The 12460-nt window shown below is 72.7% G+C and carries 11 protein-coding genes; 7 read left to right on the top strand and 4 right to left on the bottom strand.

Translation table 11 applies throughout. The annotated features are described in order from the left end of the window. The first annotated feature begins 151 nt into the window (after window positions 1–151). Window positions 152–304, top strand: coding sequence for a hypothetical protein (locus JGS22_RS12155; RefSeq protein WP_211043914.1), 153 nt, complete (start codon window positions 152–154; stop codon window positions 302–304). 1078 nt (window positions 305–1382) lie between these two features. Beyond that, window positions 1383–2276 (top strand): bile acid:sodium symporter family protein, encoded by an 894-nt coding sequence (locus JGS22_RS12150; RefSeq protein ID WP_211042155.1) that lies wholly within the window; start codon window positions 1383–1385, stop codon window positions 2274–2276. Between the two features lie 219 nt (window positions 2277–2495). On the opposite strand, the gene JGS22_RS12145 is transcribed toward JGS22_RS12150, so the two are convergent. After that, window positions 2496–3914: a serine hydrolase domain-containing protein gene (locus JGS22_RS12145; RefSeq protein WP_211042154.1), complete on the bottom strand. Its 1419-nt coding sequence runs from the start codon at window positions 3912–3914 to the stop codon at window positions 2496–2498. Window positions 3915–4039: 125 nt separating this feature from the next. Between JGS22_RS12145 and JGS22_RS12140 the strand changes: the two genes are divergently transcribed. After that, the gene (locus tag JGS22_RS12140) at window positions 4040–4909 is read left to right on the top strand and encodes a GNAT family N-acetyltransferase (RefSeq protein ID WP_211042153.1); all 870 of its coding nucleotides are present in this window, start codon (window positions 4040–4042) and stop codon (window positions 4907–4909) included. A gap of 294 nt (window positions 4910–5203) precedes the next feature. Further along, window positions 5204–5731 carry a DinB family protein gene (locus JGS22_RS12135; RefSeq protein WP_211042158.1) on the top strand — a complete coding sequence of 176 codons (528 nt, stop codon included), beginning with the start codon at window positions 5204–5206 and terminating at the stop codon, window positions 5729–5731. Between the two features lie 381 nt (window positions 5732–6112). On the opposite strand, the gene JGS22_RS12130 is transcribed toward JGS22_RS12135, so the two are convergent. After that, entirely contained in the window at window positions 6113–7684 is a 1572-nt protein-coding gene (locus JGS22_RS12130; RefSeq protein ID WP_211042152.1) for an amidase family protein, read from the bottom strand. A 166-nt stretch (window positions 7685–7850) separates the two neighbouring features. Continuing rightward, window positions 7851–8843, bottom strand: coding sequence for a class A beta-lactamase (gene bla, locus JGS22_RS12125; protein ID WP_211042151.1), 993 nt, complete (start codon window positions 8841–8843; stop codon window positions 7851–7853). Between the two features lie 224 nt (window positions 8844–9067). Here bla and JGS22_RS12120 point away from each other — a divergent pair, with 224 nt between their 5' ends. Beyond that, a complete protein-coding gene (locus JGS22_RS12120; protein ID WP_211042150.1) occupies window positions 9068–10087 on the top strand; it encodes a LysR family transcriptional regulator in 1020 nt (339 codons plus the stop codon). Beyond that, window positions 10084–11019 (top strand): serine hydrolase, encoded by a 936-nt coding sequence (locus tag JGS22_RS12115; protein WP_211042149.1) that lies wholly within the window; start codon window positions 10084–10086, stop codon window positions 11017–11019. The genes JGS22_RS12120 and JGS22_RS12115 overlap by 4 nt, the downstream gene beginning before the upstream one ends. Before the next feature lie 141 nt (window positions 11020–11160). Here the strand turns inward: JGS22_RS12115 and JGS22_RS26275 are convergent, their stop codons facing one another. After that, entirely contained in the window at window positions 11161–11430 is a 270-nt protein-coding gene (locus JGS22_RS26275; RefSeq protein ID WP_236073128.1) for a DUF1905 domain-containing protein, read from the bottom strand. Window positions 11431–11747: 317 nt separating this feature from the next. Here JGS22_RS26275 and JGS22_RS12105 point away from each other — a divergent pair, with 317 nt between their 5' ends. After that, entirely contained in the window at window positions 11748–12242 is a 495-nt protein-coding gene (locus JGS22_RS12105) for a hypothetical protein (RefSeq protein WP_211042147.1), read from the top strand. Window positions 12243–12460 lie beyond the last annotated feature (218 nt).

Below are 12460 nucleotides of genomic sequence, written 5' to 3'. Positions count from 1 at the left end.
ATATGGCACTCAGTGACGGAGTTGCCACACGGGGTGGAGTGGGGTTACTTTCTGACCAACAACTGCAAATAGGACGACCCCGACAGGTGCTACCAACACCGTGCCGGGGTCTGACCACCGAGATCGCCGATCCCCAGAAGGAACGATCCCCATGGCTGTGACCCAGCTTATCTGTGAGCTGCCCGCCGACACCTGCCCGAAGGCCGCTCCCGGCTTCGGAAAGCGTGCCGTGCCGGACCAACACCGCGACGCCGACCCGCACTTCGGGCACCTGCCGCCCCGCGAGGCAAGCATCGCCACCTAGCTCGACCGCCTCCCCGAAGGCGCCGACATCTCCGTCAAAACCCTCGCCCGCACGACCCCCTACGGCCAATGCGCCCTGCGCACCGCCCTGCGCCTCATCTCCGAAGCCGGACACCTGCGCCGCACCCGCGAAACCGTCCTCGGCACCGACGGCTCCTACCACCACATCACCCGCACCCACTTCTCCCGCACCCCACACCCCGACACCTGGTGGGAGGCGTACGCACGCGGCGAACACCCCACCGACGCGACCGCAACCGGCGGACACGAGGACACGGGCGCCGCCCCGCCAGGAGGTCGCCACCGGGCGGACTGATCCGCGGCTCACGCTGGGTGCGGGCGAGTGCGCGGCACTGGAGCCGCTGCTGCGGCAGTGGTTCGTGCGCGGCACCAGCGAGCAGGAGGCCGTACGGGTGCTGACCGCCGGTCTGCCGTCAACGGTCCACCACCCGGCGGCACTCGTCCGCCGACGCCTCCACGACAAACTCCCACCCCACGCACCCGCACCCGACCCCGCCGGGCCCCTCATGGAATGCACCCTCTGCCAGAAACCCGGCCGCCCCCACGCCCTCCCCGGCGGACTCTGCCGCACCTGCCGAGGCGAACCCACACCACCACCACGCATCAACACCGAACACCACCGCGCCCAAGTCCAACGCGTACGCGAAGCCGCCGGATTCACCCTCCGACCGGCGCTCGGACGGCTCGGCGGAGGCGCCCCGCGGACAGCCTGACCACCGAGGGTTGCGGTACGACCACCCTGTGAGCGCCGATGCGGGCGCTTGCGGCGACTTGCGGCCACTTATGGCCAAACCACATGCACGATACGGCTTGTCTGCCTGGTGGGAGCGTTTGGCAAACTCGGCCGGAAGCTGCCCCGGACACCTATTGACGAAGGCGTCAAGGGGTTCTTCGGACGGCCGAACAGTGCCTACACTGCATCGCGCCGAGCCGTTCGATTCCCTGTGGCCAGGCCACAGGGACGCGGTCGCGCCGAGCCTGCGCACAGCGCCCCACCCCGGTGCCACGCGTACCCACTTCGGCGTCCGCTCCCACCCCGCCAGAAGACGAAGCAGCGCATGGACACCCCTTTCGCCGCCGTGTTTGTCCCGCTCGCCCTCGCTGTGATCATGTTCGGTCTCGGGTTGTCCATGAGCGTCGACGACTTCCGGCGAGTACGGCGGCACCCGCGTGCGGTGGTCGTGGCGCTGTTCTGTCAGTCGCTGCTGCTGCCCGCCGCCTGCTTCGGCCTGGTCATCGCACTCGATCTCTCCCCCGTGCTCGCGGTCGGCATGATGCTGCTGGCCGCCTCCCCCGGCGGAACGACCGCGAACCTCTACAGCCACCTCTTCGGCGGCGACGTGGCGCTCAACGTCACACTCACCGCACTGAACGCGGTCCTGGCGATCGTGACCATGCCGATAGTCGCCAACCTCTCGCTGCACTACTTCGACCCGGACATCGGCCAGGACGGTGTGGGCCTCCAGTTCGACAAGGTCGTCCCGGTGCTGGTGGTGGTCCTGATCCCGGTCGTGATCGGTCTGCTCGTACGGCGCCGCTCGCCCGCGTGGGCGGAGCGCATGGACACGCCCGTACGCCGTCTGTCGATCCTCGCGCTGGTGGGGATCGTCGTCGGCACGGCCGTCTCGGAGTGGAGCGACATGGGCAGCCACCTCGCCGACGCCGGACCGGCCACGCTGATCTTCTGCGCGCTGAGCCTGGCCGTCGGCTATCTGGTGCCGCGCATGGTGGGCGTCGACAAGCGCCAGGCGATCGCCACCTCCATGGAGATCGGCGTGCACAACAGCGCGGTCGCCATGACCATCGCCATCGCCGTGCTCGGTGATGTGAGCCTGGCCGTCCCCGCCGCCGTCTACGGCGTGCTCTGCTGCCCGACCGCCGCTGTCGCCGGGCTGCTGATCACCCGCTTCGGAAAGCCCGCACCCGTCGAAGCCCCCGCGCACACCCCCTGACCGCGCGAGAGGTCGGCGCGGGGCGCGGAGGGTCGCCTCAGCGCGTCCGGCGTCGGGCCGGAGCGTCCGGTGTCGGGGTCGGCGCGTCCGGTGTCGGGGCGGGGCGTCCGGTTGTCGGCCACAAAGCGTACGAGGAGGGCCGGCGTGCTGTCGGGCGCGGTGGGTCCGTCGATCGGGGACGCACCGACTGCCGTCGCTGCGAGGGGAGTTGTGGCGCGGCTACGCGGGGCCCAGAGTGCAGGCGTGCGGCAGAAAGGAACCGAGGTGGCCCTCGCGGTCGCCGTTCTTGTACGCGACGGCGCGGCCGGTCAAGTCGCCGTCGCACAGTTGGAGTTCGAGCCCGAGGCTCGGACTGTTGAGACGGGCGTCGACCGTCGGGAGCTGGAGGGGTGCGACGGCGCGCAGATCGCACCGGTTGGTGGCGGTCGCGGGGACCGTGACCGGCGGCAGGTCGCCGAGTCGCAGTCGTACCTGCTGCCCCGCCGTCATGGTGGCGCTCAGCGCGACGCTGCCCTCAACGGTGTCGATCGCACCCGCCCACGCACCCTCGGCGAGGGCCATCGGCCGCTCGAACTCGGTGACCGGGCTGACCAGTTCGCGATCGAATCCGGGTACGAGGTGAGCCATCAGGAGGTCGAGGACGGCGTCGCGGGCGGCCTTTCCGGTGGAGTTGGTGAGCACCGCGACCGACAGCTCGTGCTCCGGGACGTCGACCATCATCGCGGCCACCCCGCCCATGCCGCCGCCGTGGCTGTGGACCACCGGGCCGGGGCCGTGCGAGACGACCCGGCCCAGCCCGTAGCCGAGCCGGTCGTTGATGGGCAGGGCGTCGTCGTGCGCATCGGCTGCCGCGGAGCCGAGCAGGGAGGAGGCGTTGCGGGCGAAGAGCGCGACGTCGCCCGCGGTGGCCCATGCCGCGGTGGCGGCCGGGTGGTTGGTGTGACAGCTGCCGTAGGCGCGCCCGTCGACGGTGTAGCGACCGGCGACACCGTCCGCCGCGGGGCGGTCGGGCGTGGGGCTTCCGGGCGCAGGGCTTCCGGGCGTGGGGCCGAAACGGAAGCCGGTGAGGCCGAGCGGTTCGGCGATCCGCTCGTGCAGCAGGTCTCCCAGGCTCCGTCCCGTCGCGGTCTCCAGCAGACGGCCCAACTCGCGGTAGCCGAGGTTGGAGTACTCGAATTCGGCGCCGGGTCGGCGGCGCAGCGCGCGGTATCGGTCGCACTCGATCGGCAGCGGACCGGGATCGCGCCGGGCGTCGTAGTGGAAGTCGTAGTACGTCGGGAACCCGCCGCGGTGGCGCAGCAGTTGGCGCGCGGTCGGCAGCGCCGGCGCCTCGGCGTCCGTGTCGGCATCGCCCTGCGCGAACCCGGCCGGAACGGGAACGTCGAGATCCAACGACCCGTCGAAAGCAGCCAGTTGGACGGCGGTCGCGGTGAACGCCTTGGTGACGGAGGCCAGTCCGTAGACGGTCTCCGGCGTGGCGGGCCGCCGAGCGGCGGTGTCCGCGAAGCCGTACGCGCGGGTGAGCACCAGTTCGTCGCCACGGGCCACCGCGAGGGAGAGCGAGGCGCAGCCGTGCTCGGTGAGGATCCGGGCGCAGTGTGCGTCCAGGCCACTCGGTTCGTTCCGTGCGTCCGCCACCGCGCAGCCGCCCTTCGCCGTCCGACTCCTGTGACCTGCACGGTAGTTGAGCGGGCGCAGCCGCCTCTGGGGCCCCCTTCAGAAAGCAGATGCGCAAAGACCGGTGCCGGGTGTGGGATGCCGGTATGACGACTGTGCTGAGCACGCCGGACATCGACGGGACGGCCCGGGTCCTGGAGACCCTCGGGGCATGGCAGCGGGACGGCGACGGGGTGCTGCTGCACCCCGGTGACGTGGGCTGGTTCTGGCGCTTCGGCGCACAGCGCACCGCGGACGCCCTGCGGGTCTGGCGGGACGGCGAACGGCTGCTGGCGGTGGGGCTGTTGGACGGCCCCGACCTGCTTCGCGCGACCGTCGCACCCGAGCTTCGGCAGGACGAGGAGTTCGCGGTGCGGATGGCGGACGACCTCGCGGACCCGGAGCGCGGCGCGCTGCCGGCGGGGCCGGTGTATCTGGAGGCGCCCGGGGACGCGAGGCTTCGGAAGGTGCTGCTGGAACGGCCCGGTTGGCACACCGACGAGCCGTGGACGCCGTTCTCCCGCGATCTGACGGAACCTGTTCCGGAGCCGGGCATCCGGATCGAGGTGGTCGAGGAGGACGGCGTCGGCTCACGCGCCGCGGTGCAGCGTGCGGCGTTCGAGAAGTCGACGTTCGACGAGGAGCGCTGGCGGACGATGGCCGCCGGCCCGGCCTACGCGCACGGACGCTGTCTGTTGGGACGCGATGAGCAGGGCGCGGCCGTGGCGACGGTCACCGTCTGGTCGGCGGGGCCGGGCAGACCGGGCGTACTGGAACCGATGGGCGTGCACCGGGACCACAGGGGCCACGGGTACGGCAGGGCGATCACGCTCGCCGCGGCTGCCGCACTCCGCGAGCTGGGCGCCTCCAGCGCCCTGGTCTCCACCCCAAGCGCCAACGTCGGCGGCGTCGCCACCTATCGTTCGGCGGGCTTCGAGGCGCTGCCGCCGGTACCGGACCTGCGCCGCGACGCGTGAACCTGCAGCGCGGGCGCGGGAGCTGAACGACCGAGGCGCGCCGGACTCGGACCGGTGAACCGGGCACACACGGTCCGCCGGCCACGGTCCGCCGCGCTCGGTGCGGCGTGGGACGGTACGACGGGCGCGGTGCGACGGCACGCGGTGCGGCGTTCGACGGGCGCGGTGCGACGGGCGGGTTAACCGGTGTCGCCGGGGCATGCCGTGTGCGAGGGTCTGCCGGTGACCGAAGACCGCGACGCGCACGTCCCACCCCGCCCGCTCGAACCGGCCGGCCCGCTCCCCGCGCTCGACCTGCTGCGATGGCAGTTCGATCTGACGTGGTCGCTCTTCGAGTACCACCTCGAACTGCTGGAGCCCGAGGACTTCCTCTGGGCGCCCACCGTGAACCGCTGGACCGTTCACCGCACCGAGGACGGCAGTTGGGCGCCGGACTTCGCCAAGTCCGAGCCCGACCCCGTACCGCTGCCGACCGTCGCATGGGTGAGTTGGCACCTCGGCTGGTGGTGGGGCGTCGCCGCCGACCATGTGCACGGCAGGACCCCGCGCGAGCGTACGGAGGTGGTATGGCCGGGCCCCGGCGAACCGACGATCGAGTGGTTGCGCGGCCTGCGCACCGACTGGCTGACCGGGCTGGACGGACTGACGGAGAGCGCCCTCGCCGCCACCGCACCGTTCCCCTGGCAGAACGACCCCCGCCACACCGTCGGCCACATGGTGGCCTGGGTGAACGCCGAGCTGATGAAGAACGTCGCCGAGATCGGCGGGCTCCGAATGCAGCGTTCGGCCGACCGACCCGCCCGGGAGACCGGACAGCCCTGAGCAGCCGGCGAGCGACTGCGGCCCCCAACTTCCGTGCGCACACGGTCGGTTCACGCCGCACCCGGCGCACCGCTCGGCCACGCAGCCACGCCGTCGGCCCGGTCGCCCGTACGACACCGGCTTGCACGCGTACGGCGTCGCGTCCAACGCCCGCCTGCGACACCGCCCAAGCGGTCGTGCCGTGGCGAGCGAGACGAACGACCGGCAGAGACGTCCAACAGCATTTGTGCCATGCGGAGTTGGCCCGCACCGACCCCGTACTGTGCAGCACTGCGCGCAGTGCGACGCCGCTCTGCGCGCCTGTCGCACTCGACGACCGGGCCCGCCGGGCGCGGGCAACGGGCCGCGTCCCGCATGGAGTTGCCCTATCGGACCTTGCGGTCAGCCGCGCGGGGCTGCCGGGAATCCGCCCACGGGCTCCAACGCCGCGAGCACACGCAGGATCTGAGCCTCCATCAGTGGCGGCGCGATGATCTGCACCCCCACCGGCAGTCCGTCGACGAGTCCGGCGGGCGCCTGTCCGGCGGGCAGGCCGGTCAGGTTGTGCGCACAGGCGTGGGTGATGCCGGGGCCCATCGCACGGCCCAGCTCCTCCACCATCGCCATCCCGTCCGGCAGTGCGGGCGGAACGCTGGGGGCGGTCGGGGTGAGCAGTACGTCGACACCGTCCGACCCCGGCTCCGAACCGGAGGCGACCCCGGCGAAGTGCCGGGTGAACTGGGCCGCCAGGCGCGGGATCAGGTCCATCGCTGCGGCCAGCCAGACGCCCGGCGCCTGGCCGCCCTCGTGCGCGGCGGCGCCGGTGGAGACCCGTACGGTCGGCGCCAGCGCGGCCGGGTCCTCGGCGCGTACGGCCGCCACGTGCTCGGCGAGCAACGGGTCGCCGCCGAGCACCGCCGAACTGCCGAGTCCGGTGGCGAGCAGGTCGGGTATGCCGCGGTGGACGGTGAGGATCATCGCCAGCGCCGAGGCGTCGGCGTAGCGCGGCACGCTCACCTCGCGCACCTGCGCGCCGAGGGCGGCCAGCTCGCGCGCCCGGGCCAGGACGGCGTCGGCGACGGCCGGGTCGGTCACCTCCGGCGCCAGCGACTCGGTAACGATGCCCACCCGCATACCGGCGACATCGCCGTCCAGCCCGAACGTCCAGTCCCTGGTGGCAAGTTCGGGTCCGCTGCGCAGATCGTGGCCGTCTCCGCCGGACAGCACGGAGGCGACCGCCGCGACGGTGACCACTCGCCGGGAGGCAGCCACCACCCGGTCCTGCACCCCCGTCAGCCCGAGCACTCCCGTCATCGGGATGACGCCGCGGGTGGGCATCAACGCGGCGAGTCCGCAGCCGGCGGACGGCACCCGGCCCGATCCGGCCTGGTCGACCATGATCGCCGCGTCCACCTCGCCGGCGGCGACCAGCGCCGCCGTACCGCTGCTCGAACCCCACGGGGTGTGGCCGGTGTTCCAAGGGTTGAGGACGGGACCGGAGTGGTTCTGGTCGCCGGTAATGGCGAGGCCGAGGTCGTCGGACCTGCCGATGTGGGTGATGCTCCCGCCGGCCGCGAGCGCCCTGGCGACGACGGTGGCCGAGGTGCGGGCCTCCGGCCCCTCCAGCATCCGCGAGCCGTAGACCAGCGGCACACCGCCGACGCGGATCGAGTCCTTGACCGCCAATGACAGCCCGTCCAGTGCGCCGCTGCCCGTGGCCGGCACCTCGACGCGGTACTGCGCCGCGTTCCAGGGGTCGTCGCCCGGCTTCCTGGGCACGTGTGCCGGTTCGGTGCGCGCCGCCTCCTCCTGCCACCACAGACCGACCCTCTCGTAGAGACCGCCGACGGCGGCGCCGAAGTCGACGGCCGCCTCCGTGGTGCGCGGGTCGAGGCCGAGCCCGTGCTCGCGGGAGTTGGCCTCGACCCGGCTCGGGGTCGGCGGAGTCCAGGTCCAGGCGGGGGTGTCAGTCATAAGCAGCGACTATAACCACGCACCGGCACCGTCCGGGAACGCCGAGTGCGGTTCACGGCAAGCCCCAACTTCATTGTGTCTACAAGGAGTTGGGGGATTCGACGGCGTTGCGCGAAGTTGTCCCGCACGGCGCCGGGTCAGCCGAGTGCGTCGGGTTCACGCCGGGTCAGCCGAGTGCGTCGGCGACGATCTCCGCGGTCTCGGCGACCAGTTCGTCCTCGCGCTCGGCCCCCTCGCGGTCCTTGCTGGAGAGCACGGAGATGACGATCGGCTCGCCCTTGTCCGGCCAGGCGACCGCGATGTTGTTGCGGGTGCCGTAACCGCCCGAGCCGCTCTTGTCGGCCACCTTCCAGCTGTCCGGCACGCCCGCCCGGATGAGGGTGTCGCCGGTGATGTTGGTGTGCATCCAGTCGGTGAGCTGCGCGCGGTCGCGCTTGTTCAGGGCATCGCCGAGCAGCAGGGCGCGCAGGTCGGCGGAGAGCGCGCGGGCAGTGCTGGTGTCGCGCTTGTCGCCCGGTGTGCCGTCGCTCAGTCCGGGCTCGTAGCGGTCGATGCTGGTCGTACGGTCGCCGAGCTCCTCGCGGAGGTGGGAGTTGAGGCCCTTCGGACCGCCGAGGGCCTCCTTGAGCAGCAGGTTGACGGCGGTGTTGTCACTCTCCTTGAGCGTCGCGGCGGCGAGCGCGTTCAGCGTCATACCGGTGTCGACGTGCTTCTCGGTCACCGGCGAGTGCTCCACGAGGTCGTCCTCGGTGTAGGTGACCACGCGTTCGCGCTCGGCGGGGCTGTGGGTGGCCAGCAGCGCACCGGCGGCGAGCGATTTGAAGGTGGAGCAGTGGGCGAAACGCTCGTCGGCGCGGTGGGTGATCTCCTCGCCCGTACCGGTGTTGAGCGCGTGCAGCCCGATCCGGGCGTCGAACTTCCGCTCCAGAGCGCGGAGTTCCTTGCTCACGTCGACCGGCGTACGGGTGACGGAGGGCTTGGGCGACTCGGCGGCGGTACGCAGTTCGCCGCGGGCGGCGCCGGCGTCCTCGGCGGGCGCGGAGGTGCCGCAGGCGGTGAGCGGGAGCAGTACGAGCGCGGCCAGCGCGGCCCGGCGGGCGGCCGAGCCGGGCGCGGAGAGCGGGGAGACGGATCGACCCGGCGACACGGAGTGGGGCATGGCGGAGGAACCTCCTGAGGAGCGGCGGAAGCCCGAACGGGCCGAGGAAGTCGCGCGCACCGGGAAGCGCGCGGGGCGATACGTCCCGTTGCGGCGGGTAAGCCGTACGGCGACCGGTATGAGCGATCCTGCCCGGCGCACGCCATGCCGTCCAAGCCAGAATCGCTCGGTGTGATGCGGATTCCGCATGGATGTGGCCGGGCGGGCGCCCCTAGGATGCGGCCATGGATCTGGTGGCCGCCTGCCGCGCCTTCGTGCACGTCAGCGAACGCGGCAGCTTCACTCTCGGCGCCGCCGCCGCGCAGATGTCCCAGTCGGTGGCCAGCCGCCGCGTCGCCGCGCTCGAAGAGCACCTGGGCACACGGCTGTTGGAGCGCTCGCAGCGCCGTACCGTGCTCACCGCCGCGGGGCGCGAGCTGCTGCCCGGCGCACGGCGCCTGGTGCGCGCCGCCGAGGTGCTGGAGCACGAGGCCCGCGCCGTGGCCGGCCGGCCGCTGCGGCTGGCGGTGCCCGTCGGCTGCGGCGCCGCCGCCCTCGCCGGGCTGGTCGCCGACGCACGCACACGCGGCGTACCGCTTCGCCTCCTGGTGGCGCCGCCGCCCGAGCGCGCCGAGTCGCTGCACACCCGCGAGGCCCGGGTGGCGCTGCTCGCCGCACCTGCCGAGGACGCACAGTGGCAGGTGGAGCTGGGACTGGCCGGCGTCGCCGACCCGGGCGTGCGGAAGCTGTACGTCGAGACCCTGCGCCCGCGCCGACGGGACACCGGCCCTGCCCGGCGCATCTGGCTCCAGCCCGAGGACGACGTGCCCCATGTGCGCGACCGTCTGGGCCGGCTCTGCGACGCCCTCGGGCTGCGCCCCGCGCAGTACGCGACCGCCGAGGACCTGCCGGCCGCGGCGGCGGAGGTGTACGGCACCCGCGACCTGCTGCTCTGCTCCTGGCTGGAGGCCGAGGAACTGGGACTGCACTGGCGTCCCCTCGGTGAACTCCCGCTCGCGCGCGGCTATGTGCTCGGCGGCGGCGAACAGGCGGACGTCGACAGGGTGCACGACCGCCTCGGCCCCGTGCTCGCCCGACGCCTGGGCGCCGACACCCCCGCACCCGCCGACATCCCTGCACCCGCCGACACCCCCGCACCCGCCGACTCCGCAGCGCCCACCGCCGACGCGCCCGACGCCGACGCCGCCGTGACCGCCCCGGCCGACGCACCCGTACCCGCTGCCACGGAAGAGACCCCGCGATGAGCCGCACCACCGAGACCGTCGCCAGTACGACCGCGCTGCTCGCCGAGGCCCGCGCGGAGCTGTACGGGGGCGGGCTCGCCGCCTCGGTGCTCGTGCGCGATCTGCACACCGGCGAGGAGCTGGCGCTCGATCCGGACGTCGAGTACGTCTCGGCGTCCCTGGTGAAGGTGCCGCTTGCCCTCGCCGTGCTGGAGCTGGTCAGACGCGGCGAACTCGACGGCGGCCGGCCGGTGGAGGTCGAGCCGGGCCGGGCCCGCACACCGGGCCCCACCGGTGTCAGCCGCTTCCGGCACCCGGCGCGCATCGCGCTCGCGGACCTCGTCTATCTGAGCCTGTGCCTCAGTGACAACGCCGCCACGGAGGCGCTGTTCGCCCTCGTTCCACCTGCCCGAGTGGCCGAGCTGACGGCCGGGTTCGGGCTGCGCGGATTCTCCGTGCGCCACACCATCGACGAGCTCAGCGACACCCCGGCCGAACGCTTCTCCGCCGACGAGAGCCATCTCGCCCACGCCCTCGCCATCGGTTCGGGCACCCGCGGCCGGGGCCACCGGGTGCCGCAGCTGGACGTCAGCCACGCCAACTCCTGTACGGCCAGGGCCTGCGCCGATCTGCTCCAGGCGCTCTGGAACCCGCCCGCCGATTCCCTGCTGCCCACCGAAGTCGCTGATTCGGTACGGCAGTTGATGGCTCACAACGTACTGCGGCACCGGCTCGCACCGGACTTCGCCGCCGACGCCTCGTCCTGGTCCTCCAAGACCGGGACCCTGCTCAATCTGCGGCACGAGATGGGCGTGGTGGAGCACGCCGACGGCCGAGCGCTCGCGGTGGTCGTACTGACCGAATCACGCGTGCCCGCCACCCACCAGCCGGCGGCCGAGGCGCTGATGGCAGCCGTCGCCCGCCGCCTCCACGACCATCTGCGGCAACGCTGAGCGGACCGCGGCCCGTTCGCACGTACGACCCCGCGCCGACCCAGGGCGTACGTCCCCGCGCACATCGAGCACGTACGGCCCTGCGTGCCGGGGCGTACGGCCCCTGCGCGCCCCCGGGCGTACGCCCACTGCCGGTCGCGCTCAGCCCAGCCGTTCGTGCAGGCGGACCGTCACGGCCTCACCCGCCTTCTTGCCGACCGCCGCCCGGATCCCCGCCCGCACCGGCAGCTTGTGGCGCCCGTCCCCCAGCACCGAGAACGCGCTGTCGAACGGCTCCGCGTCAACGGCCCCGCGCACTTTCACCCGTCCTCGAGTGCCGAAGAACCCCACCGATTCCGGCCGGACGAGATACGTGTAACCGCCCGGCTCGGCGCTCTTGCGGAACGTGGCGACGAACTCCACGTCCTGCAAGGTGCCCCTTCCGCGCCGCTCCTGCCGCGCTCCGTGCGTCCGATCCGCTCGGACTCCGCTGACCAGCCATGACGACCTCTCCTTCCCGAGGTGGAGGACGCATCGACAACCGTCCGCCACCGAGGCGGACCGATCCGCTCCCGGAAAGTCATCGCCGACGGCGACCGGCAGCGCCCGCCCGGCCCGGCCCGCGGGCCGGGAGCACCGCGGCCCGCTGTCGCGAGCCCGTGACGATCCTGCAGCGAAGGAAACGCCTGCACACCGGCACATGCCTGCTAGCTTTGCTTCGGTTCTGAACGACGACCAAGGAGACGCACGTGCGCAGGTCAGCGCGATTCACCGGGGCAGCCGTCGCGATGGCTGCGGCACTGCTCCTCAGCGGCTGCGGCAGCAGCGACGACGGCTCGAAGGACGAGGGCAAGCCGTCGCAGAACGAGTCCCAGGGCACCGACGGCGAGGGCAACGACGACCCGACCAACGCCGAGCCGGGCTCGCTCACCGGTATCTGGGCCGCCAAGACCGACGGCAAGGACCTGATCCTCACAGTGGTCGGCGACGGCGCCTCGCTGGTCCACGACGAGAACATCTGCTCCGGCCGCGTCACCGACGACGACAAGCCGAGCCTCACCCTCAAGTGCCCCAACGGCGGCAACGAGGAGCGCACCAACGGCTCGGTGGAGAGCGTGGACGCCAAGTCCCTGAAGGTCGAGTGGAACGGCGGCGCCACCGACACCTTCTCCCGCCAGGCCGACGCACCGTCCGAGATGCCCACCGGCCTCGACGGCCTGGAGGACCTCATCCCCAAGGGCTGAACCGCCCGCGGCCGTACCGCGAGATTCCGTACGCCGGCCCCGTGCACCCGATCACCCGCTGATCCGGGCACACGGGGCCGTCGTGTGCGCCCACGCGCACGGCGCCGCTCCAACTGCACTGCCCGTACGTCCGGTTGACGGCCCTGCCGATCAACCCCGCCCCACCGAGAGGCCGTTGCGCGCCGACGGACCGTACCGCGGTGCGGGGCGGCACCGCG

Source organism: Streptomyces tardus, assembly GCF_018101125.2.
Classification (GTDB): Bacteria; Actinomycetota; Actinomycetes; order Streptomycetales; family Streptomycetaceae; genus Streptomyces; species Streptomyces tardus.
Note: the sequence above shows the minus strand (reverse complement) of the source record. Positions and strands in the feature narration are given on the sequence as shown.

Excerpts from the sequence above, each read along its gene's own strand:
- JGS22_RS12155 (WP_211043914.1), top strand. The coding sequence starts at position 152 with ATGGCTGTGACCCAGCTTATCTGTGAGCTGCCCGCCGACACCTGCCCG.
- JGS22_RS12150 (WP_211042155.1), top strand. The coding sequence starts at position 1,383 with ATGGACACCCCTTTCGCCGCCGTGTTTGTCCCGCTCGCCCTCGCTGTG.
- JGS22_RS12140 (WP_211042153.1), top strand. The coding sequence starts at position 4,040 with ATGACGACTGTGCTGAGCACGCCGGACATCGACGGGACGGCCCGGGTC.
- JGS22_RS12130 (WP_211042152.1), bottom strand. The coding sequence starts at position 7,684 with ATGACTGACACCCCCGCCTGGACCTGGACTCCGCCGACCCCGAGCCGG.
- bla (WP_211042151.1), bottom strand. The coding sequence starts at position 8,843 with ATGCCCCACTCCGTGTCGCCGGGTCGATCCGTCTCCCCGCTCTCCGCG.
- JGS22_RS12120 (WP_211042150.1), top strand. The coding sequence starts at position 9,068 with ATGGATCTGGTGGCCGCCTGCCGCGCCTTCGTGCACGTCAGCGAACGC.
- JGS22_RS12115 (WP_211042149.1), top strand. The coding sequence starts at position 10,084 with ATGAGCCGCACCACCGAGACCGTCGCCAGTACGACCGCGCTGCTCGCC.